Source organism: Streptomyces sp. YIM 130001, from assembly GCF_003574445.1.
Taxonomy (GTDB): domain Bacteria; phylum Actinomycetota; class Actinomycetes; order Streptomycetales; family Streptomycetaceae; genus Streptomyces.
The window spans coordinates 215426-237813 of record NZ_KZ984557.1; the positions used below are offsets into that span (position 1 = coordinate 215426).

19 protein-coding genes are annotated in these 22388 nt (G+C 71.5%); 10 read left to right on the top strand and 9 right to left on the bottom strand.

All coding sequences use genetic code 11. The annotated features are described in order from the left end of the window. Window positions 1–7 precede the first annotated feature (7 nt). Window positions 8–1081 carry an SGNH/GDSL hydrolase family protein gene (locus tag DSC45_RS19580; protein WP_240434731.1) on the bottom strand — a complete coding sequence of 358 codons (1074 nt, stop codon included), beginning with the start codon at window positions 1079–1081 and terminating at the stop codon, window positions 8–10. A gap of 187 nt (window positions 1082–1268) precedes the next feature. On the opposite strand from DSC45_RS19580, the gene DSC45_RS19585 reads away from it, so the two are divergent. Then, complete coding sequence (locus tag DSC45_RS19585; protein WP_119292690.1) at window positions 1269–2672, top strand: cystathionine beta-synthase; 1404 nt, start codon at window positions 1269–1271, stop codon at window positions 2670–2672. Window positions 2673–3099: 427 nt separating this feature from the next. Here DSC45_RS19585 and DSC45_RS19590 read toward each other — a convergent pair whose 3' ends face one another. The 5 genes from DSC45_RS19590 to DSC45_RS19610 all read right to left on the bottom strand — a co-directional run bounded on the left by DSC45_RS19590 (window position 3100) and on the right by DSC45_RS19610 (window position 7290). After that, window positions 3100–3528 carry a hypothetical protein gene (locus tag DSC45_RS19590; protein ID WP_119292692.1) on the bottom strand — a complete coding sequence of 143 codons (429 nt, stop codon included), beginning with the start codon at window positions 3526–3528 and terminating at the stop codon, window positions 3100–3102. A 316-nt stretch (window positions 3529–3844) separates the two neighbouring features. Next, the gene (locus tag DSC45_RS19595) at window positions 3845–4777 is read right to left on the bottom strand and encodes an ABC transporter substrate-binding protein (protein ID WP_119292846.1); all 933 of its coding nucleotides are present in this window, start codon (window positions 4775–4777) and stop codon (window positions 3845–3847) included. A gap of 19 nt (window positions 4778–4796) precedes the next feature. Further along, a complete protein-coding gene (locus DSC45_RS19600; protein ID WP_119292694.1) occupies window positions 4797–5468 on the bottom strand; it encodes an ABC transporter permease in 672 nt (223 codons plus the stop codon). Continuing rightward, window positions 5468–6118 carry an ABC transporter permease gene (locus DSC45_RS19605; RefSeq protein ID WP_119292696.1) on the bottom strand — a complete coding sequence of 217 codons (651 nt, stop codon included), beginning with the start codon at window positions 6116–6118 and terminating at the stop codon, window positions 5468–5470. Before DSC45_RS19605 ends, DSC45_RS19600 begins: the two co-directional genes overlap by 1 nt. After that, window positions 6115–7290, bottom strand: coding sequence for an ABC transporter ATP-binding protein (locus tag DSC45_RS19610; RefSeq protein ID WP_119292844.1), 1176 nt, complete (start codon window positions 7288–7290; stop codon window positions 6115–6117). Before DSC45_RS19610 ends, DSC45_RS19605 begins: the two co-directional genes overlap by 4 nt. Window positions 7291–7430: 140 nt before the next feature. Between DSC45_RS19610 and DSC45_RS19615 the strand changes: the two genes are divergently transcribed. Further along, window positions 7431–8921, top strand: coding sequence for an aromatic amino acid ammonia-lyase (locus tag DSC45_RS19615; RefSeq protein WP_119292698.1), 1491 nt, complete (start codon window positions 7431–7433; stop codon window positions 8919–8921). Between the two features lie 41 nt (window positions 8922–8962). Further along, entirely contained in the window at window positions 8963–9799 is an 837-nt protein-coding gene (locus DSC45_RS19620) for a MurR/RpiR family transcriptional regulator (protein ID WP_119292700.1), read from the top strand. 100 nt (window positions 9800–9899) lie between these two features. Here DSC45_RS19620 and DSC45_RS19625 read toward each other — a convergent pair whose 3' ends face one another. Then, a complete protein-coding gene (locus DSC45_RS19625) occupies window positions 9900–11258 on the bottom strand; it encodes an APC family permease (RefSeq protein WP_119292702.1) in 1359 nt (452 codons plus the stop codon). Window positions 11259–11465: 207 nt separating this feature from the next. Between DSC45_RS19625 and hutU the strand changes: the two genes are divergently transcribed. The 4 genes from hutU to hutI all read left to right on the top strand — a co-directional run bounded on the left by hutU (window position 11466) and on the right by hutI (window position 17048). Further along, window positions 11466–13130, top strand: a complete 1665-nt coding sequence (gene hutU / locus DSC45_RS19630; RefSeq protein WP_119292705.1) for a urocanate hydratase — start codon at window positions 11466–11468, stop codon at window positions 13128–13130. Between the two features lie 98 nt (window positions 13131–13228). Further along, window positions 13229–14419, top strand: a complete 1191-nt coding sequence (locus tag DSC45_RS19635; protein WP_119292707.1) for an allantoate amidohydrolase — start codon at window positions 13229–13231, stop codon at window positions 14417–14419. Then, window positions 14410–15777 carry a formimidoylglutamate deiminase gene (locus DSC45_RS19640; protein ID WP_240434732.1) on the top strand — a complete coding sequence of 456 codons (1368 nt, stop codon included), beginning with the start codon at window positions 14410–14412 and terminating at the stop codon, window positions 15775–15777. The genes DSC45_RS19635 and DSC45_RS19640 overlap by 10 nt, the downstream gene beginning before the upstream one ends. Window positions 15778–15869: 92 nt before the next feature. After that, on the top strand, window positions 15870–17048 hold the full coding sequence (gene hutI / locus DSC45_RS19645; protein ID WP_119292709.1) for an imidazolonepropionase: 1179 nt from the start codon (window positions 15870–15872) through the stop codon (window positions 17046–17048). Window positions 17049–17055: 7 nt separating this feature from the next. Here hutI and DSC45_RS19650 read toward each other — a convergent pair whose 3' ends face one another. Together DSC45_RS19650 and DSC45_RS19655 are read right to left on the bottom strand one after the other, a co-directional pair. After that, the gene (locus tag DSC45_RS19650) at window positions 17056–18732 is read right to left on the bottom strand and encodes an RICIN domain-containing protein (protein ID WP_119292711.1); all 1677 of its coding nucleotides are present in this window, start codon (window positions 18730–18732) and stop codon (window positions 17056–17058) included. A gap of 344 nt (window positions 18733–19076) precedes the next feature. Next, a complete protein-coding gene (locus tag DSC45_RS19655) occupies window positions 19077–19964 on the bottom strand; it encodes an RNA polymerase sigma factor SigF (RefSeq protein ID WP_119292713.1) in 888 nt (295 codons plus the stop codon). A 238-nt stretch (window positions 19965–20202) separates the two neighbouring features. Between DSC45_RS19655 and DSC45_RS19660 the strand changes: the two genes are divergently transcribed. The 3 genes from DSC45_RS19660 (at window position 20203) to DSC45_RS19670 (ending at window position 22351) form a co-directional block, all read left to right on the top strand. Further along, window positions 20203–20571 carry an STAS domain-containing protein gene (locus DSC45_RS19660; RefSeq protein WP_119292715.1) on the top strand — a complete coding sequence of 123 codons (369 nt, stop codon included), beginning with the start codon at window positions 20203–20205 and terminating at the stop codon, window positions 20569–20571. A 227-nt stretch (window positions 20572–20798) separates the two neighbouring features. Then, the gene (locus DSC45_RS19665) at window positions 20799–21278 is read left to right on the top strand and encodes an ATP-binding protein (protein WP_119292716.1); all 480 of its coding nucleotides are present in this window, start codon (window positions 20799–20801) and stop codon (window positions 21276–21278) included. Between the two features lie 416 nt (window positions 21279–21694). Further along, the gene (locus DSC45_RS19670; RefSeq protein ID WP_240434744.1) at window positions 21695–22351 is read left to right on the top strand and encodes an LPXTG cell wall anchor domain-containing protein; all 657 of its coding nucleotides are present in this window, start codon (window positions 21695–21697) and stop codon (window positions 22349–22351) included. Window positions 22352–22388 lie beyond the last annotated feature (37 nt).

Here is a 22388-nt window from a genome sequence, read left to right on the forward strand (position 1 = left end):
GCGTGGGTCACCGCTTGCGGCGTGTGACTCCCACCTCTTTTCTAAGCGCTTGCTCACCCGGCGTGGCATCGGCTACGCCGACAGCCGCATCCTCGGGAATCCGGTGCCGGCGGCGCCGCTTGAGCAACGCCCAGGGGCCCCGCGGCCCGGTCGGCATCGCCGCCGCGACCTCGGTGCCGCCCTCGGACGCCGCCTCCGCCGCGGCCCGGGCCACCGGCAGGAAGCCCTCGTTCCGCGAGACATCGGGACGCATCTCCTCGGCCGGCCACAGACCGAGCGACGCACAGACCGTCGGCAGCACCGCCATCGCGGCCGTCGCGTACCCCTCGGCCGACGGATGGAAGTTGTCCGGCCCGAACAGCTCCCGCGGATTCGCCTTGAACTCCGGCCCCAGCAGATCGCCGAGCGACACGGTGCGCGCACCCTGCTCCACCGCACCGATCGTCTGCGCGGCAGCCAGCTGCCGCGACACCCGACGGGCCAGCCAGCGCAACGGCTGGTACACCGGCTCGATCGAGCCGAGATCGGGGCAGGTGCCCACCACGACCTCGGCGCCCGCCGTACGCAGTCGGCGCACGGCCGTCGCCAGGTGCCGCACCGAGAGCGTGGGCGGCATCCGGTGCGTCACGTCGTTCGCACCGATCATGATCACGCAGACGTCGGGGACCGCCGACGAGTTCGCGAGGACCAGATTCACCTGACGGTCCAGATCGTCCGACTGAGCCCCCGGCAGTGCCACGTTCCGCAGTCGCACCTGCCGCTCGGCGATCGCCGCGACGCCCAGCGCCAGCATCGCGCCCGGAGTCTGCCGCGCGCGGTGCACACCCTGGCCCGCCGCCGTGGAATCCCCGAGCAGCGTCAGACGCAACGGACCGCCCGCCGCCAGATCCGATCCGCCCAGGTCACCGTAGAGACCGTCGGCCACCGGCGGGGCCGACGAGCCACCGGCGCCCACCGAACGTTTCGCCAGCTGGACCTCCGCGAGCACCACCCCCACGGTCGCCGCGCCGACCAGCCCGATCCCGCCCCCGCCGAACGCCGCGCCCGCGGCGATGCGCCGTGCCACCCTCGCCCTCGACATGGACGCAGTCACCTCCTCGAAGCCGTACATCAACTGCTTGCCCCGTCGGGGCGGTCGGTCAATCCAGTTGCGGCTCCGGTCGCGGCTCCGGACGAGAAGGGATCAGCAGTACTCGCCGTCCTGCGACGCCTGGGCGCGGACCGCATACGCTGGCCGCATCATCACTCCTTCATGCCTGGAGAACAGGGTGCACTTCCACGACTCCATGATCAGTCTCGTCGGCAACACCCCGCTGCTGAGGCTCAACCGCGTGACCGAAGGGCTCGGGGCCACCGTCCTGGCCAAGGTCGAGTACTTCAACCCCGGCGGCTCCGTGAAGGACCGCATCGCGCTGCGCATGATCGAGGCGGCGGAGGCGAGCGGCGCGCTCCGGCCCGGCGGCACCATCGTCGAGCCGACCAGCGGCAACACCGGCGTCGGCCTGGCCATCGTGGCCCAGCAGAAGGGCTACAAGTGCATCTTCGTATGCCCGGACAAGGTGTCGACGGACAAGATCAACGTGCTGCGGGCGTACGGCGCCGAGGTCGTCGTCTGCCCCACCGCCGTGGACCCCGGGCACCCCGACTCGTACTACAACGTCTCCGACCGGCTGGTCCGTGAGACTCCCGGTGCCTGGAAGCCCGACCAGTACTCCAACCCGGACAACCCCCGCTCGCACTACGAGACCACCGGCCCCGAGCTCTGGAAGCAGACCGAGGGACGGATCACCCACTTCGTGACGGGCATCGGCACCGGCGGCACCATCACCGGCACCGGCCGCTATCTGAAGGAGATCTCCGGCGGCAAGGTGCGCATCGTCGGCGCGGACCCCGAGGGATCGGTGTACTCGGGCGGTTCCGGTCGGCCCTATCTGGTCGAGGGCGTCGGCGAGGACTTCTGGCCGACGGCGTACGACCCCGAGGTGACCGACGACATCGTCGCCGTCTCGGACAAGGACTCCTTCCAGATGACCCGCCGGCTGGCCCGCGAGGAAGGCCTGCTCGTCGGCGGCTCCTGCGGCATGGCCGTGGTCGCGGCCCTCAAGACCGCAGAGGGCCTCGGCCCCGACGACGTGGTGGTCGTCCTGCTCCCCGACTCCGGGCGCGGGTACCTCTCGAAGATCTTCAACGACGACTGGATCAGCCAGCACGGGTTCAGCGAGGATTCCGCCGCCGAGTCGACGGCCGGTGACGTGCTGGCGCTGAAGACGGACGGCATCCCGAACTTCGTGCACGTACACCCCAGCGAGACCGTGGGCGAAGCGGTCAAGATCCTCAAGGAGTACGGGGTCTCGCAGATGCCCGTGGTGGCGCCGGGTGCGGGGCATCCGGACGTGATGGCCGGCGAGGTGATCGGAGCCGTGGAGGAGCGAGTCCTGCTGCACGCGCTGTACGCCGAACACGCGGGTGGCAACGACCGCCTGGACCTTCTCATGAGCCCGCCCCTGCCGGTCGTGGGGTCGGGTGAGCCGGTGTCGAAGATGGTGATGGCGCTGGAAGGAAGGGACGCGGTGGTGGTCCTGGTGGACGGCAAGCCCACCGGAATCGTCACGCGTCAGGACGTCCTCGCGTTCCTGGCCGACAACGGCGACAAGCAGGTGTTCTCCTCCTAGGGCAGTCCGGGGAGGTTGGTGACGCGGCCGGCTGGGGTGCACCGCGCCGTGGAGCACGGTGGCAGGGGCCGACACCGGGCCGGTCGGGATTCCCCGAACTGGTACGGGCGCGACACGTGGGCGCAGCACCCGGTTAACACGGCTCCGTCATAGTCGTGGGTGTCGGCAGGAGGACGGAGACCACCGGGTGGGAGACCCGGGGGCGACCGGAGTCCTGGCGGCGAGCGAGCGGCGCGCAGGACCTCCGGAGCGGCTCCCGGACCTCCTGAACGCCTCGGACGTGCTGTGCCAGGTCCTGACCCGGCCCGCGTCCTTCGCGGGGACCGCCGTCGTCCCGCCCCCCTTCAACAGGGGGTGCGGCGGTCCCCGCGCATCACGTCAAGCGGCTCCCGGCTCTGTGAGTCGGGAGCCGCTGTGGTGTCCGTGCTCAGCCTTCCCAGTCCGAGTCGGTGTCGCGGCGGCGGGCGTCGCCGAAGCGCGGGAGACGCATGCGGGCGTGCACCGCGTTCACCCCCACGATCCCGGCCCAGGTGACGATCAGGCCGGAGAGACCGGCGTTGACCGCGCCGATCGCCGAGAGCGGGACGGACAGGACGAGCGAGACGATGCCGAAGCCGAAGCGCTCGCCCCAGGAGTCCACCGGGTTGCGGCCGCCGCCGCGAGCGTCGCGTGCCGCGTTCATCTGCTGTTCGGCGACCTGGCGGCGGACCCTGCGGTCGACCGTCGTGTCGATGCGCTGCTCGACCTTCTCGAGGAAGGATTCGACGAGCGCGGAGTCGTACTCCTCGCCCAGGTCCCTGCGGGTGTGCAGGGTGGCGTCGAGTTCCTTCTTGAGCTCTGGGTCGCGGGCGTCCATGGGATCCACGGTACGGATTCGCTGCGCTTGGCACAGTGGGGATAACCCGAGGGTTTCTCTTGTGGGGCGCACCCCGGGGGCCAGGCGGTCTGCCTGGCTGGGGGCTTGTCCTTGCCGGACGGGCTCTCCTTCGCCCTGGCGGGCTCGTCCTCAAGCGCCGGACGGGCTGAAGGGTGTCCTCAAGCGCCGGACGGGCTTTAAAAGATGTCCTCAATCGCCGGACGGGCTTGATTGTCGGACGGGCTTGATTGTCGGACGGGCTTGATTGTCGGACGGGCTTGATTGTCGGACGGGCTTGAGGTGGGTGGCGTTGCGGCTACTTGGTGAGGCCGTGTTCCTCGGCCCAGGTGTTGGCTACGTCTTCGGGGTCCTTCTTGTCCTTGTCGACCAGGCGGTTGAGTTCGGTGAGTTCGGGGGTGGTGAGGGCGTTGCCCAGGCGGGCGAGGGCCTTGCGGACCGTGGAGTCCGCCTTGCGGTCGGCGATGAGGGGGACGACGTGCTGGCCGGGGATGAGGTTCTTGGGGTCGGTGAGGACGACCCAGCCCTCGGCCTTGATGTCGGTGTCCGTGCTGAAGAGGTTCGCCACGTCGACGTCGCCCTTCTTGAGGGCTCCCTTGACCAGGGGGCCGGAGGAGTCGAGGGACTTGAACTCCTTGAACTCGACGCCGTAGACGTCCCTGAGGCCGACAGCGCCGACCGTGCGCTTCTTGACCTCGGGGGCGGCGCCGATGACCAGCTTGCCGTTGTGCTTCTTGAGGTCGGCCAGGGTCCGCAGGCCGTACTTCTCGGCGGACTCCTTGCTGACGGCGAACACGTCGGAGTTCTCGGCGCGGCCGAAGGGGAGGATCTGTGTGCCGTTCGGCAGGGCCACGGCGAGGGCGTTCTGCATCTCGCCCTCCTCGGTGGTCTCCGACTTCGGGTCCAGGTAGTGCAGGAGCGCGCCCTGGTACTCGGGCAGCAGGTCGAGGTCGCCGCCCTTGAGCGCGGGGATGAGGATCTCGCGGGTGCCGAGGTTGGCGCGGACCTCGGTCTTCACGCCGGCCGCACCGAGGGCGGCCGCATAGAGGTAGCCGAGGATCTGGTTCTCGGTGAAGTTGGCGGTGCCGATGGTGAGGCCGCTCTTGCTGGAGCCGCCGCCCGAGCCGCCGCCCCCGTCACCGTCGAGCGAGGTGATGCCGCTGCTGCAGGAGGCGAGTGCGGGGACGGAGGCCGTGGCGAGCAGGCCGCCGAGCAGGGTGCGTCGGTTCATCTGGGGCATGCGGGAATCCTTAGGCTGTGGCGCCGCGGCGGTGGCGGAAGAGGAAGCGCTGGAGACCGGCGAGTGCCAGGTCGAGGGTGATGGCGAGCAGGGCGACCAGGACCGCGCCGCCGAGTACCTGGACAAGGTCGCGCTGGGCCAGACCGTCGAAGACGTAGCGGCCGAGGCCGCCGAAGGAGACGTACGCGGCGATGGTCGCCGTCGAGACGACCTGGATGAGGCTGAGCCGCAGGCCGGTCATGATCAACGGCAGGGCGAGCGGCAACTCGACCTGCAGGAGCACCTGATGGCTCCGCATGCCCTGCCCGCGCGCGGCGTCCCGTACCTCCGGGTCGACGGCGCTCATGCCGGCGTAGGTGTTGGTGACGATGGCGGGGACCGCGAGGGCGACGAGGGCGACGTACACCGGGGTCATGGACAGGCCGCTGGCCAGGAAGACCAGGACGACCAGGCCGACGGTCGGCAGGGCGCGTCCGAACGAGGAGAGGTTGATCGCGAGGAACGCGCCGCGGCCGGTGTGGCCGATCAGCAGGCCGATGGGCAGGGCGATGGCCGCCGCGATCACGGTGGCGATCAGCGAGTACTCGAGGTGCTCGATGAGGCGGTGGCCGATGCCGTCGCTGCCCGTCCACTGTTCGGAGCCGACCAGCCAGGAGCCGAGGTCGGTGAAGAGTTCGTACATCAGGCCCTCTGCTTCCTGGTCCGGGTCCACGGGGTGAGCGCGTACTGCACGGCGACCAGGAGCGCGTCGGCGACCAGGGCGAGCAGCAGGGTCAGGACGACGCCGGCGACGACGGGGGTCGGGAAGTTGCGCTGGAAGCCGTCGGTGAAGAGCTGGCCGAGGCCGCCGTCGCCGATGTAGGTGGCCACCGAGACCAGCGAGATGGACATGACCGTGGCGATGCGGACGCCGGCCATGATGACGGGCAGGGCGAGGGGCAGTTCGACGGTGAGCAGGACGCGCAGGGGGCGGGTGCCCATCGCGACGGCGGCTTCCTTGGTCCTGGCCGGTACGGAGTCGAGGCCCTCGACGGTGTTCCGCAGGAGCACGACCAGGGTGTAGATGGTCAGGCCGATGACGGTGGTGGTGCGGGTCAGTCCGGAGACCGGGAGCAGCAGGACGAAGACCGCGATCGACGGGATCGTGAAGAGGACGTTGGACAGGCCGAGGAGTACTCCGCGCAAGGGGCGCACCCGGTGGGCGACGACGGCGAGCGGCAGGGAGATCAGCAGGCCGAACAGGACGGCGGAGAGGGCGGCTTGAAGGTGCGAGACGCTCAGTGAGGTGAGGTCGTCCGCGTGCTCGCTGATCCAGGTGGTGTCGATCGTCATACGGCACCGCCGGTGTCGGCGGGGGCCTTGGCGGTGTCTGTGGCGTCTTCGGTGTCTGTGGCGTCGGCGGCGGTGCTGCCGGCGGTGGTCAGGGCGCTCGTGTGGGCCAGGCCCGCTCCGTCGTGGATGTCGTCGCGTGCCGTGACGCCGGTCAGGGCGCCGGAGTCGTCGACGCGGGCCACGAGCCCGGCGGGTGAGGCCACGGATTCGTTGAGTGCGGAGAGCAGCGTGTCGCCGTCCCGCAGCGGCCGTACGGGGAGCAGGGCGGTGTCGCCCGCTGCGGCGCCCTTGGGCGCGTCGGCGGCGTCGTACCAGCCGAGCGGGCGGTCGGCCTCGTCGGTGACGAGCAGCCAGCCGGCGCCCGCTGCGGGCTTCTCGCCGGAGCGGACCGTGGCCGCGGGGGCGCGCGGGACGTCGGCGAGGGTGACGAGCGAGAGCAGTTTCAGGCCGCGCTCGGCGCCGAGGAAGTCGGCGACGAAGTCGTCGGCGGGGGCGGCGAGCAGTTCCGCCGGCGGGGCGCACTGCACGAGGTGGCCGCCGGTCCGGAAGACGGCGATGCGGTCGCCGAGTCGTACGGCTTCGTCGATATCGTGCGTGACGAAGACGATGGTCTTGCTCAACTCCTTCTGCAGGCGCAGGAGTTCGTCCTGCAGCTGAGTGCGGACCACCGGGTCGACGGCGCCGAACGGCTCGTCCATCAGGAGGACCGGCGGGTCCGCGGCGAGCGCCCGTGCGACGCCGACGCGCTGCTGCTGCCCGCCGGAGAGCTGGTGCGGGTAGCGCTTGCCGGACTCGGCGGTCAGGCCGACCGTCTCCAGGAGCTCCGCGGCCCGGGCGCGCGCCTTGCGGCGACCCCAGCCGAGCAGCAGCGGCACGGTGGCGACGTTGTCGAGGACCGTGCGGTGCGGGAAGAGCCCGGACTGCTGGATGACGTAGCCGATGGAGCGGCGCAGTTCGGCGGCGTCCTGTGCGGTGACGTCGGTGCCGCCGACTTGGACGGTGCCGCTGGTCGGTTCGACCATCCGGTTGATCATTCGCAGGGTGGTCGTCTTGCCACAACCGGAGGATCCGACGAGGACCGTGATGCCGCCTTCGGGCATCTCCAGTGTCAGGTCGTGCACCGCGGTAGTGCCGTTCGGGAAGCGTTTGTGCACTGCTTCGAATTGGATCATCACTCGCCCCTTGCCCGGCTGCATATGCTCATGCAGAGTTCTTGTTGAGTGAATAACTTGTCAATGCCCGCGCACAAAGAGCGGGTGACGAGAGTTCGCCGATCAAGACGCAGTGTCCGGAACGGAGGGATTTACGCCCGATGTCATCTCGCATGGTGGACGAGTCGGCGGGAGTGTCGACGGCAGCGCTGACGCTCGACGGGCAGAGCCTACGGGCCGCCGACGTGGTGCGGCTCGCCGACCGGGCCGTGACGCCGCTGCCCGGGAGCGAGGCCGTCAAGCGCGCCGAGGAGTCCTGGCACACGGCCCGCGAGCTGGCCGCGGCCGGCCGGGTGTACGGAAGATCGACCGGCGTGGGCGCGAACCGGAGCGAGTCGGTGCCCACCGAGGAGGCCACCGAGCACGGGCTCCGGCTGCTCCGCTCGCACGCCGGCGGTATCGGCGAGGAGCTGCCCGCCCGCGAGGTGCGCGCCATGCTCGCCGTCCGCGCCAACCAGATCCTGGCGGGCGGCGCGGGGCTGCGCCCGTCCGTGGTCACCAGCCTGTGCGAGGCCCTGACGAGCGGCGCGTACCCGGCCGTGCACGAGTACGGCTCGGTCGGCACCGGAGACATCGCGGCACTCTCCGAGGCCGGCCTCGCGCTCGCCGGTGAGCGCCCGTGGCACGGCGGGCGCGCCCCCGAACCGCTCGCGCTCGACAACAACGACGCGCTCGCCCTGATCAGCAGCAACGCCCTGACGCTCGGTCAATCCGCCCTGGCACTCGAGGAGTTGCGCAAGCTCATCGTTGCCACCCAGGTGGTCGGCGCACTCTCGCTGCTCGCCGTGGACGGCTCCTACGAGGCCTACGCCGAGCCGGTGCACGCGGCCCGCCCGCACCCGGGTTCGTACGCGGTCGCCGCGCACAGCCGCTACCTGCTCGGTGCCCCGGAGCGCCCGACCCCGCCGCTCGGCCGGATCCAGGACCCGTACGGCTTCCGGTGCCTTCCGCAGATCCACGGTCCCGCACGGGACGCCGCCGACGCCCTGGACCGCACCCTGGCCATCGAGCTCAACGCGGCCGCGGAGAACCCGCTGATCTCGGCCGAGGATCATGCCGCGTATCACCACGGCGGTTTCTATCTGGCCCAACTGGCCCTGGCGCTCGACCACTTCAGGCTCTCCCTGGTGCAGGCCGCGCGCCTGTCCACCTCGCGGCTCTCGGCCCTGAACGAGCCCGGCTTCACCCGGCTGCGCCCCTTCCTCGCGGACGGCGAGGCCGCTTCGTCCGGGGTGATGATCCTCGAGTACGCCGCCGGGGCCGCGCTCGGTGAGCTGCGCGCGGTGTCGGCCCCGGCGTCGCTCGGGCACACCGTGCTGTCCCGCGGGGTCGAGGAGCAGGCCAGCTTCGCCTCGCTCGCCGCCCGGCAGGCGCTGCGCGTGGCGGAGCCGTACCGTCTCGTGGTGGGCTGTGAACTCGTCGCCGCGGTACGGGCGTTGCGCCTGCGCGATCTGCAGCCGGAGCCCGACCTGCCGGTGGGCGCCGCCTATCGGCTCGCCGACGAGCTGCTCGACGACGATCCGACCGACCGCCCGCTGACCGACGACGTCACGGCGGCGGCCGGCCTGCTCGACCGGCTCGCCGCCCTGTAGAGGGAAGCCCCCCGTCCCGTGGAACCGCCCGAGAGGAACTCATGAGCGACCGTCCGGCCACCCGGCTGCAGCAGCTGTTCGAGGGGCACCGGCTCACGCCGACACAGCGGCGTATCGCCCACTGCATGGTCCGGCGCGCCGCGGACGTGCCCTTCCTGTCGTCCGTGGAGCTCGCCGAGCTCGCCGGTGTGAGCCAGCCGTCGGTCACCCGCTTCGCTGTCGCCCTCGGCTTCGACGGCTACCCGGCGCTGCGCAAGCACCTGCGGGATCTGGAGGCCGCCGAGCCGGCGGCGACGGGCGGACCGGACAACACCTTCCAGCAGGCCGTCGAGGCGGAGATCGAGAACCTCAGGTACCTGGCCGACCTGCTCGCCGATCCCGGCGCCGTGCAGCGCGCGGGTGAACTGCTCGCCGGATCAAGGCCGTTGCCGGTCCTCGGCCTGCGCGCCGCGGCCGCCCAGGCGCACGGTTTCGCGTACTTCGCCGCCAAGGTGCACCCCGACGTGCGGCTGCTCGACGAGGGCGGCACCATGCTCGGCGACCGTATCGACTCCGCGGTGCGGGCCGGGGCGAGCGTCCTGCTCTGCTTCGCGCTGCCCCGGCACCCGCGCGAGGTCGTCGAGGCGCTCGAGCACGCGCGGGGCGCCGGGTTGACCGTGGTCACGGTCGCGGACAGCGCCTTCGCGCCGGTCGCCCGCGTCTCCGATCTGCTGTTGCCCGCCGCCGTCGGCACCGGCCTCGCCTTCGACACGGCGTGCGCGCCGATGCTGCTCGGTCGCGCCCTGCTGGAGGCGATGTGCGACCACCTGCCCGAGGCGCAGTCCCGCCTGGAGGCCTTCGACGCCACGGCGGCGGAGCGCGGCCTGTTCGTGGAGTGAGCGGCAGCGGCTGCATCGGGTGGCAGCGCCTGGAGTGCGAGGCCGTTCGTGGAGGGGGGCGTGGGGTGGGGGAGCGTGGAGTGGGCGGCGGCGCGCCGGTTCAGTCCTGCGAACTGGCCCGTAGCACCAGCTTGTTGACCGCCCACAGCGCGATGCCGATGGCCACCAGGACGGCCGCGCGGATGTAGACGTCGGCGGGGCGCTCGGCGAGCGGGCTGGCGAGGATCACGGCGGTGACGGTGCCCAGTACGGGCAGCGCGGTGGGGGTGCGGAAGTGGGCGTGGTCGACGGGGTCGCGGCGCAGGACGAGAACCGCGACGTTGACCACCGCGAAGACGCACAGCAGCAGGAACGACGTCGTGTCGCCGAGCCCTTCGATCTCCCCGGTCGACACCAGGCCGATCGCGAGCAGCGTGACGAAGACGATGCCGACGACCGGGGTGCGCCGGCCCGAGAGCACCTTGCCCATGGCGCGGGGCAGGATGCGCTCGTTGGCCATGCCGTAGCACAGGCGTGAGGCCATCATGATGTTGATCAGGGCCGAGTTGGTGACGGCGAACAGCGCGATCAGGGCGAAGAGTTTCGCCGGGAACTCCACGCCGCCGGCCTTGACCACCTCGAGCAGCGGTCCGCTGGAACCTGCCAGGGTCTCGGTGTCGACGAGCAGCGAGGACACCAGCGCGACCAGGACGTAGATGGTGCCCGTCACCGTGACGCCGATGAAGATCGCCCGCGGGAAGGTGCGCTGCGGGTCGATGGTCTCCTCCGCCATGTTCACCGAGTCCTCGAAGCCGACGAAGGCGAAGAAGCCGAGCGCGGTGGCGCCGAGCACGCTGGTGAGCAGCGCGTATCCGGTACCGGACGCCTCGAACTCGACGAGTCGGCCCGGTTCGCCGTCGCCGCTCAGGACGGCCCAGGCGCCGATCGCGAGGATCACCAGGAGGCCGGTCACCTCGACCAGGGTCAGCACCACGTTCGTCTTCACCGACTCGCTCACGCCCCGCAGGTTGAGCGAGGCCAGGACGACGATGAAGAGGATCGCGACCAGGGTGGGCGGCAGTGCGTCGTTCGTCAGCTCCCCGAGGTAGTCGCCGCTGAACGCGCGGGCCGCCGCGCTCGCCGACGACAGGCCCGAACACATCACCATGAACGCGACGATGAAGGTGAGGAAGGGGATCTTGAACGCCTTCTGCGTGTAGAGCGCGGCGCCCGCGGCCTTCGGGTACTTGCCGACCAGTTCCACGTAGCTGGCGGCGGTCAGGATCGCCACCACGAAGCCGATCGCGAACGGCAGCCAGAGCGCCCCGCCGACCTTCCCGGCGACGCTGCCGGTGGTGGCGTAGATCCCGGTGCCGAGGATGTCGCCGATCACGAAGAGGATCAGCAGCTTCGGGCCGATCGCGCGCTTCAGGGACGGTTCGCCGGCCGGTCCGTCGGTCGGCGGGGCAGTGGCGGACACATGAACCTCCGGGGGGACGGAGAGTGCTCACGACTAGGTAGGGAGTCGTTCTGCCCAGGCCCGGCCGGACGATGCCCCGGTTGCACTCTTGACTAGTTCTATTCAGCGGAACAGGATGTGAATACGTCTGCGAACACGGTCGTCGGCCGGCACCGGTCACCGACCGACGCCGGTCATGCACATCGACAGCAACACGAGGAGGCCCCCATGTCAGGACCCCGCGCCGTACGAGCCCCCCGAGGCACCCGGCCGAGCGCTCTGGGCTGGCAGCAGGAGGCCGCTCTGCGGATGCTGCAGAACAACCTCGACCCGGAGGTCGCCGAGCACCCGGAAAAGCTCGTCGTCTACGGAGGCACCGGCAAGGCGGCCCGCGACTGGCGCTCCTTCGACGCGATGGTGCGCACCCTCACGACCCTCAAGCAGGACGAGACGATGCTCGTCCAGTCCGGCCGCCCCGTCGGCGTCATGCAGACCCACGAATGGGCGCCCCGGGTCCTGATCGCCAACTCCAACCTGGTCGGCGACTGGGCCAACTGGGAGGAGTTCCGCCGCCTGGAGGCCCTCGGCCTCACCATGTACGGCCAGATGACGGCCGGTTCGTGGATCTACATCGGTACGCAGGGCATCCTGCAGGGCACCTACGAGACCTTCGCCGCGGTCGCCGCGAAGAAGTTCGGTGGCACGCTGGCCGGCACCATCACCCTCACCGCAGGGCTCGGCGGCATGGGCGGCGCCCAGCCGCTCGCCGTCACCATGAACGACGGCGTCGCGATCTGCATCGACGTCGACCCGCGGGCCATCGAGCGCCGTATCGAGCACCGCTACCTGGACGTCCGCGCCGACTCCGTCGAGCACGCCCTGCAGCTCGCCGTCGAGGCCCGGGACGCCCGGCGCCCGCTCTCCATCGGTCTGCTCGGCAACGCCGCGGACCTGCTGCCCCGGATGCTGGCCGAGGGCGCGCCCATCGACATCGTCACCGACCAGACCTCCGCCCACGACCCGCTCGCCTACCTGCCGACCGGCGTCGACTTCGACGAGATGGCCTCGTACGCGACGAAGGACCCCGCCGGGTTCACCACCCGCGCCCGCGAGTCCATGGCGCAGCACGTGGAGGCGATGGTCGGCTTCAAGGACGCGGGCGCCGAGGTCTTCGACTACGGCAACTCGATCCGCGGCGAGGCCCAACTCGCGGGATACAGCCGGGCGTTCGACTTCCCCGGCTTCGTACCCGCCTACATCAGGCCGCTGTTCTGCGAGGGCAAGGGCCCCTTCCGCTGGGCCGCGCTCTCCGGCGAGGCATCGGACATCCACAAGACCGACAAGGCGATCCTCGACCTCTTCCCGGAGAACGAGTCGCTGCACCGCTGGATCAAGATGGCCGGCGAGCGCGTCCACTTCCAGGGCCTGCCCGCCCGGATCTGCTGGCTCGGCTACGGAGAGCGGGACAGGGCCGGCGAGCGATTCAACGACATGGTCGCGAGCGGCGAACTCGCCGCCCCGCTGGCGATCGGCCGCGACCACCTCGACTGCGGCTCCGTCGCCTCCCCGTACCGGGAGACGGAGGCGATGCTGGACGGCTCCGACGCGATCGCGGACTGGCCGCTCCTTAACGCCATGGTGAACGTGGCCTCGGGAGCGTCCTGGGTCTCCCTCCACCACGGCGGCGGCGTCGGCATGGGGCGGTCCATCCACGCGGGCCAGGTCAGCGTCGCGGACGGGACCGCGCTGGCCGGGGAGAAGATCCGGCGTGTGCTGACGAACGACCCCGGGATGGGGGTCATCCGGCATGTCGACGCGGGATACGAGTCCGCGGACGAGGTGGCCTCCGCACGCGGGGTCCGTGTGCCCATGCGTGAGGGTGACGACGCGTGAGTGCTCAGTTCCCCGGTCAGCCCCTGCGGCGTTCGAGGGGCGAAGATCCGGTATCGGGGCAGAGCGGGACCCGGGGCGACCCGCCCTCCTTCCACGAGATGTGGAACGACCTGGCCCCCATCGGCCGCGACGCCAGGTCGAAGGGCTACCGGCGCTACGCCTGGACCCCCGCGGACACCGAGTGCCGGGCCTGGTTCCGGGAACAGGCCGAGCGACGCGGCCTCACCTACGAGGTGGACCGCAACGGCAACCAGTGGGCCTGGCTCGGCGACCCTCGTCAGGGCGACGCAGTCGTCACCGGCTCGCACCTGGACTCCGTCCCCGACGGAGGCGCCTTCGACGGCCCCCTCGGCGTGGTCTCCTCCTTCGCCGCCGTCGACGAACTCCGCGCCAGGCAGGCGCAGTTCACCAGACCGCTCGCGATCGTCAACTTCGGCGACGAAGAGGGCGCCCGCTTCGGCCTGGCCTGCGTCGGCTCCCGCCTCACCGCAGGACAGCTGACCGTCGAGGCCGCCCACCGCCTGGCCGACGCCGACGGCCGCACCCTGCCGCAGGCCATGGAGCGGGCCGGTCACGACCCCGAGGCCATCGGCCCCGACCCCGAACGCCTCGCCCGTATCGGGGCGTTCGTGGAACTCCACGTCGAGCAGGGCCGCGCCCTCGACCTGTCCGGCGACCGGATCGGCATCGCGAGCGCGATCTGGCCGCACGGTCGCTGGCGGTTCGACTTCCGCGGCGAGGCCAACCACGCCGGCACCACCCGCCTCGTGGACCGCCGCGACCCGATGCTCCCGTACGCCGAGACCGTCCTCGCCGCCCGCAGGGAGGCCCAACTGGCGGGCGCCGTCGCCACGTTCGGCAAGATCGCCGTCGAGCCGAACGGCGTGAACGCCATCCCGTCCCTGGTGCGCGGCTGGCTCGACAGCCGCGCCGCGGACCAGTCCGCACTCGACACGGTCGTCACCGGCGTGGAGAAGGCGGCCCGGGACCACGCCGAACGGCACGGCGTCGATCTGGACGTGGTCCGTGAGTCGTTCACCCCGGTGATCGAGTTCGGGCACGCACTGCGCGACGAGCTGACCGGCATCCTCGGCCCGGACATCCCCGTTCTCGGCACCGGCGCGGGACACGACGCGGGAATCCTCTCCGAGCGCATCCCGACCGCCATGCTGTTCGTACGCAACCCCACGGGTGTCTCGCACTCCCCGGCCGAGTTCGCCGCGGAGGACGACTGCCTGGCCGGGGTGAGGGCACTCGCCGACGTACTGGAGGATCTCGCGTGCAGGTGACGACGGAGCCGGCGGGGACGCCCGTGCGAACGTACTGGCTGGAGCACGCCTGGCTCGGCACGCATGTGGAGCCGGGGGTGGCCGTGGACGTGGCGGCCGACGGCCGGATCACCTCCGTACGACGCGGGGCCGAGCGGCCGGGGCCGGGAGACGAGATCCTGCGCGGTCTGACGATCCCCGGCCTCGCCAACGCCCATTCGCACGCCTTCCACCGGGCGCTGCGCGGCACCGTCCAGGTCGGCAGCGGCACCTTCTGGACCTGGCGCGAGGTGATGTACCAGGTCGCGGCCCGGCTCGACCCGGACTCCTACTTCCGCCTCGCGCGGGCCGTGTACGCGGAGATGGCGCTCGCCGGGATCACGGCAGTCGGCGAGTTCCACTACGTCCACCATGCGCCGGGCGGGGCGCGTTACGACGACCCGAACGCCATGGGGGAGGCGCTCGTCGCGGCGGCCGGTGAAGCCGGCATCCGGATCACGCTGCTCGACGCGGCCTATCTGGCGGGCGGCTTCGGACAGCCGCCGAACAAGCACCAGTTGCGGTTCTCCGACGGCAGCGCCGAGGCCTGGGCCGAGCGGGTATCGGCGCTCAAGGGCGCCGAGCACGCCCGGATCGGGGCGGCCGTGCACTCCGTACGGGCCGTTCCCGCAAGGGAGTTGGGCACTGTCGCCGCGTGGGCCCGGCAGCGGGGCGCGCCCCTGCACGTCCACCTCTCCGAGCAGACCGCGGAGAACGACGCCTGCGCCGCGGCGCACGGCTGCACGCCCACCCGGCTGCTCGCCGATCACGGGGTGCTCGGGCCGCGGACGACCGGCGTCCACAACACCCATCTCACCGCCGAGGACATCACCCTTGTCGGCGGCTCCCGCACCGGCACCTGCATGTGTCCGACGACGGAACGCGACCTGGCCGACGGGATCGGCCCCGCGCCCGCCCTGGAGAAGGCGGGCTCACCGCTCTCGCTCGGGTCCGACAGCCACGCCGTGATCGACCTCCTGGAGGAGGCGCGGGCGCTGGAGCTGAACGAGCGGCTGCGGTCGCGTACGCGGGGTCACTGGACCGCGGCGGCGCTCCTGCGGGCGGCTTCCGCGGGCGGGCACGCGGCACTCGGCTGGAGCGAGGCGGGCGCGATCGAGGCAGGACGGGCGGCGGATTTCGCGACGGTCGCGCTCGACTCCGTCCGGACGGCCGGACCGGTGCCGCGGCTCGCGGCGGAGGCCGCGGTGTTCGGCGGGACCGCGGCGGACGTCCGTCATGTGGTCGTGGCCGGGCGCCCCGCGGTGCGGGACGGGGTGCATGTGTCCGTACCCGACGTAGCCGGCGAACTGTCCTCCGCCATCGCGGCGTTGCGGCTCTGAGAGACCTCCCCGGCCCCGCCCTTTCAGCGTCTCCTCCTCGCTCGCCGGAGGGCTCCACACGGGCCGGCGGACACACACCACCGGAAGGACCCATGACCACCACCCTCGTCACCAACATCCGCAGCCTGGTCACGAACGACGAGACCCTGGGCACGGGTCCCTTGGGGCTGATCGAGAACGCTGCCGTCGTCCTGGACGGCCCGGGGATCGCCTGGGCGGGCCCCGCGGACAAGGCACCGGAGGCCGACACCGCGTACGACGCGGACGGTCGCGCCGCGATCCCCGGGTTCGTGGACTCCCATTCCCACCTCGTCTTCGCCGGCGACCGCACCCAGGAGTTCAACGCCCGCATGTCGGGCCGGAGTTACACCGCCGGCGGCATCCGCACCACAGTCGCCGCCACCCGCGCGGCGAGCGACGAGGAGCTCTCCGCGAACGTCGCCCGCTACCTCGCCGAGGCGCTCCGCCAGGGCACCACCACCTTCGAGACCAAGTCCGGATACGGGCTGACCGTCGAGGACGAGGCCCGCGCCCTGCGCATCGCCCGCGAGCACACCGACGAGGTCACCTTCCTCGGCGCCCACATCGTGTCCCCGGACTACGCCGACGACCCGGCGGCCTACGTGGACCTGGTCACCGGCGAGATGCTCGACGCCTGTGCCCCGTACGCCCGTTGGGTCGACGTGTTCTGCGAGAAGGGCGCCTTCGACGGGGACCAGGCGCGCGCGATCCTCACCGCGGGCCGCGCCAAGGGCCTCACCCCGCGCGTGCACGCCAACCAGCTGTCGTACGGCCCCGGCGTACAGCTCGCCGTCGAGCTCGACGCGGCGAGCGCGGACCACTGCACCCACCTCACCGACCAGGACGTGGACGCGCTCGCGCAGGGCGACACGGTGGCGACGCTGCTTCCCGGCGCCGAGTTCTCCACCCGCGCCCAGTGGCCCGACGCGCGCCGTCTCCTGGACGCGGGCGCGACCGTCGCGCTGTCCTCGGACTGCAACCCGGGGTCCTCGTTCACCTCGTCGCTCCCGTTCTGCATCGCCCTCGCCGTACGCGACATGGGGATGACCCCGGACGAGGCGCTCTGGGCGGCCACCGCGGGCGGCGCGCGTGCGCTGCGCCGCGACGACGTGGGCCGGATCGCCCCGGGCGCCCGCGCCGACCTGGTGCTCCTCGACGCTCCCAGCCACGTCCACCTCGCCTACCGTCCGGGCGTGCCGCTGGTCACCGAGGTGTGGCAGCGGGGCGCCAGGGTCGGCGGGGTGGCGTAGGGCCCGCTCAGACGGGGGACTTGCCGGCCCTCCAGCGTTGGTCCGGGCCGGAGTCGGACTCGCGCAGGATCACGTCGCTGCCCGCATCGTCGTTCCGGGGCGTGAGGACGTGGCCCGGCACGGAGACCGCGCGGACGGTGCCCGCGGCGTTCACGGTGAACGACAGGTCCGCGGCGCCGTCCTCGGCCGGGGCGCAGTCCGCGATGCCGACGCCGAGGCCGGGCGCCCCCCGACTGTCCAGGCAGAAGTCGGGGTCGGCGTGCGACTGGATCACTCCGCGGCCGATGTCCACGCGCCAGCGCTGGGTGTCGGACGCGCTGCACTTCACGGCGACGACATCGGTGCGCTCCTCGAGGGCGCCGTCCTCGATGTCCAGGCAGAGCCCGGTGCCGGCGTTCACCAGCTGGGTGAAGTCCCCGTGGCGGTACGAGGCGGCGGAGGCAGGCGGCGCCTGGGGTGTCGGGGGCGGGGTGACGGTCATTCCGGGGTCGGGCAGGGCGGTGGACGGCCCCGGTCCGTTCCCGCGCGGCCCGGTGTCGTCGTCCGGCGACCCCGTGGTGAGCAGGAGCAGGGTCAGTGGCGCCAGCGTCACGCCGAGCACCACGGCCCCCAGGACGAACCCGCGCGGCATCCGGCCGGACTCCGACGCAAACCGCCCCGCACCCTCAAGTGCCGCTCCGGCAGCGGGAGTTGCGTCGCTTCCCCGGGCGTCCGGCCGGGCCGTGCCCGCCGCGGACCCGGACCCCGGCCCGGACCCGGGTCCCGCTCCGCGCGGACGCGTAGTGCGGCCGGCCGCCGTCGTGGGCCCGGAAGCCGGTGCCGGGGCGCCGCGCCGGCGGGAGCCGCGGGCGGCGGACGGGCGAGGGGCCAGGGCGTAGCGGTCGCCGCCCCAGGGGAGCAGGCCGTCGGCGAGTACCGCGCGCGGCGTGGCGTTCAGGCGCAGGAGTTCCGCCCGGGCGTCGCCGCAGCAGGCGCAGTCGGCCAGATGCACCTCCAGGTCGGCGCTGTAGCGCGGGCCTCGAGGCAGTACGGCGTTCTCCAGGAGGCGGAGGTGGCCGCGGCAGTCGGGGCCACCGTGGGCGGCGATCCGGCTGGCCAGAAGGGCACTTCGCAGGGCCCCGGGCGCCGCGTCGCGCATCTGCGCCACCTCGTCCGCCCTGATCCCGAGGTACCCGGCGGTGACCGTGTCGGGCTCCTCGTCCACCTCGGCGTACCAGAGCACTGCCTGCGTCCGCAGCGGCAACCGCCGTACCGCATCGAGGAGTTGGGGTGACGGCACGACGGCCGGGTCGCGGGGCACCACCTCGGGCTCCAGGCGTACGGAACGCTCGTCCGCGGACCAGGCGGTCGCCGCGCGGGCGACCAGGAGGAGCAGGCGGTGCCGCCAGGCGCCGGGCGGTTCGATACCGCGTTTCGCCTCCTGCACGGCGCGTGCGAAGGACTGCGCCGCGAGCAGGCGTGCCGAACCCGGAGTGAGGGTGCACACATCGGCGTACGCCAGGGCGGCCGGGAGGTGTCTGCGGCGCAGCTCGCGCGCGGCGGCGAACGCGGTGGTCACATCCCGCCGCAGCAGCCTGGCGAGGACCAGGTCGGGGCTGTCCGCGTACTGCCCGCCGCCCGCGCCGAGTTCCGGTCCCGCTCCCCGGATCCCGCCGCCCGCGCCGGTCCGGCTGTGCCGAGACATCGCGCTCCTCCTCCGCCCGGCGGTGAGGTCCCACCGGGCCTTCCGCATGCCGAAAGACATGAGGGGAGCCCATGGTGGAGGACGCACGGGGATCGGAGAAGAGGTTTCGCGCGGTAACCAGCCTTCCGCGCCGCTCCCGCGCCACGAACCGGCTTGAACGGTGCGGAACTCGACCCCTTCATGCGGAATTCGGGACTACGAACGCAAGCCCCGACACCCGCGCCCGGAAACGGCGATGGCCGCCGGGGCGTGAAGCGGAAGTCGCGCTTTCCGCTTCATGCCCCGGCGGCCACCGGGCCGTGCCGGACCATGTCGTGCCGGGCGGGAGAGGACCCGCCCACCGGTCATTCCTCGAGGGTCAGACCCTTGCGCAGCCGCATCAGCGTGCGGGAGAGCAGCCGGGAGACGTGCATCTGGGAGATGCCGAGCTCCTCACCGATCTCCGACTGCGTCATGTTCGCCACGAACCGCAGGGAGAGGATCTTCCGGTCCCGCGAAGGGAGTTCGGCGATCAGCGGCTTCAGCGACTCGACGTACTCGATGCCCTCGAGACCGTGGTCGTCGTAGCCGATGCGGTCCGCGAGCGCGCCTTCGGAGTCGTCCTCCTCGGGCTGCGCGTCGAGCGAGCTCGCGGTGTACGCGTTGCTCGCCGCCATGCCCTCGACCACTTCGTCGTTCGACAGGCCGAGGCGGTCCGCGAGTTCACCGACCGTGGGGGCGCGGTCCAGCTGCTGGGCGAGCTCGTCCCCGGCCTTGGCCAGGTCGAGCCGCAGCTCCTGCAGCCGGCGCGGGACGCGCACGGACCACGAGGTGTCACGGAAGAAGCGCTTGATCTCGCCGACGATGGTCGGCATCGCGAAGGTGGGGAACTCGACGCCGCGGCTGAGCTCGAAGCGGTCGATGGCCTTGATCAGGCCGATGGTTCCCACCTGGATGATGTCCTCCATCGGCTCGCTGCGGGAGCGGAACCGAGAGGCTGCGAACTTGACCAGGGCGAGATTGAGTTCGACGAGCGTGTTACGGACGTACGCGAATTCGTGCGTCCCTTCCTCGAGCGACTCGAGGCGCTCGAAGAGGGTCTTGGACAATGCCCTTGCATCCAGCGGGGCCACTTCGTCGTACGGCGGGATCTCGGGGAGATCCAGCTCGGCCGCGAAGTCCTCCGCCGGGGGTGTCGACGTCGCGGTTACACCGGGCGATCCGTCGAGCCGGGGTGACATGGTGTCCTCCATCGTTCTCGGCATATGGCTGCCGATGCCAATACGTGCACTACGGAGTGCGGCGCCTCCAAAGCCGGCCGGGTTGATTGCTGTCTCTTATAGGCCTACCCGCATTCGACAGCAGGCCGCAAGTGCACTTGGAGGCGAAATGTCCGATTTCGGGGGGATGTTCGGGTACCGGGCGTGGTGGTGAAGGCGTAGGGTTCAGTGGCGACAATCACCAGCTCGAGACCTTCGGAAGAGAGACGGCATGGACCGCGGGACGGTCGGCAGCGCCAGCAGAGGCCGCCTTCAGGTCGAGGTGCGCCGCGAGGGCTCCAGTGCCGTCGTGACGCCCGTGGGCGAGTTGGACCACCACACGGCCGAACTGTTGCGGGAGCCGCTCGAAACCGCCGTCGACCAGGGCCTGAGCCGGTTGGTCGTCGATTGTTCGCGGCTGGAGTTCTGTGATTCCACGGGCCTGAATGTACTGCTCGGCGCCCGGCTGAAGGCTGAAGCCGCGGGTGGTGGCGTACATCTCGCCGAGATGCAGCCGGTGGTGGCCAGGGTGTTCGAGATCACCGGGGCCGAAGCCGTCTTTGTGGTGCATCCCACACTCGAAGCCGCACTTTCCGATTGACCCGGCTCCTGCGGGGTGTTGTTACCCCGGAGTTGTCACGGTGTGATCGGTACGTAACCCGCATCACACAGCCCGAAGCGAAGTAGTGGGTGTTCTCACGGTTCGGCAGGGCAGGAGACAGCTGGACTTGCTTGCGGCCAAAGAGCGTGAACGGCCGACGGCGGGCTCTTTGTCCCGAATGTTTTGTACTGAACGACGAACTGGTGAATCGGTGAGGTGAAGCGCTGATGAGCACCACCCGGCCCCTCTCGCCGGGCGACCGCGGCCCCGAGCCGGGCGCTGCCGGTGCGCGGGCCGCCCGCCAGGTGCGCAGGCTGAGCCTGGGGGACGCGAGCGGTGTCGTACCGCTGGCCCGGGACTTCACGCGGGGGGCCCTCTCCGACTGGGGCTGGCTGCCGGCTGCGACCGCGGACCAGCGCGCGGCCGCCGAGGACGTCCTCCTCGTCGTGTCCGAGCTCGTCACCAACGCCTGTCTGCACGCCGAGGGCGCGGACGAACTGTGGCTCGCCTCCGACGGCAAGGTGCTGCGGATCGAGATCTCCGACCGCGGTACGGGCCAGCCCGCGCCCCGCACTCCGCATCGGGCCGGACGGCCTGGCGGGCACGGCATGTTCATAGTGCAGCGCCTCTGCCTCGACTGGGGTGTGGTGCGTACGCCGGGGGTGTCCGGCAAGACGGTGTGGGCCGAACTGGCGGCGCCTGCCTGATCGTTCCGCCTCCCGCTGTTCCTTCTGTGCGGCGTCCCGCGATATGCGGGGCGCCGTTCTTCCTGTGCGGTCCTGCCGTTCCGTCCCGTCGGCCGCCGGTGAAGTGAGTCGTTTTCTGGCGGTTCCGCCACTCTTCTCCTGCTGCTTCGTGCGTGGCGGGTGGGGCCCCGGATCCTTCGGTGCCGTGTGTCTTCCCTCTCCAAGGGGCTGGGCGTACCTTGAGCGCCAAATCTGATGTGCCGTCAGTAACTTGGCCGTTCGGCCGGTTCTCGCGGCCCTCACCACCGGCATGAGGGGAACTCGAGGTGTCGTACCAGAAGAGGGATGCAGCCGCGCGCAGTGCCCCGGGGCGCCGCTCGCGCCCGGGTAAACGCCCCGCCGCGGTTCTTGCCGCGGCAGCCGTCGCCGGGTCGGCGGTGCTGTTCGCGGCACCCGCCGCGTTCGCCGAGGTCGTCGACGTCGACTACCAGTGCAAGACGCCGATCGGCAACAAGGGCGCCGTCTCGCCGATCGACATCAAGAGCGTCAAGAGCGGCAGCGGCTACAAGCTCACGATGTCCTTCCAGAAGGGCGTCTCGTCCAGCCCGGTCGAGCTCGGCAAGGGAGCCATGAAGCCGAGCGCGCTGATCAAGATGGGCGGCGCCGAGAGCGGAGACGTGCCGGTCACCGGGCCCACCAACTCCGAAGCCATACCGGCCAATTCACCGATCAAGATCAGTGAACTGTCGGGCACCTACACGCCCAAGAAGAGCGGCAAGGTCACCTTCACCGCGTCCACGCTGACCATCAAGGCGCTCGGCACCACGACCACCTGCACGCCGAAGAACAACCCGAAGCCGTCCCTGAGCCTGGACGTCAAGGGCTCCGGCGGTGGCGGCGGCACGGGCGGTGGCGGCTCGGGCGACGCGGGTGGCAGCGGCGGCTCGGGCGGCTCCCCGGCCGGCGGCGAGGAACTGCCGCAGACCGGACCCGAGGACTCCGCGGTCGCGCTCGGCACACTCGGCGGCACGGTGCTCCTCGCCGGTGCGGCAGGCGTTCTCTGGCTGACCCGGCGCAACCAGGCCACGCGGTAGCGCGGCCGTCCAGACGGCGTACGCCCACGCACAGGGC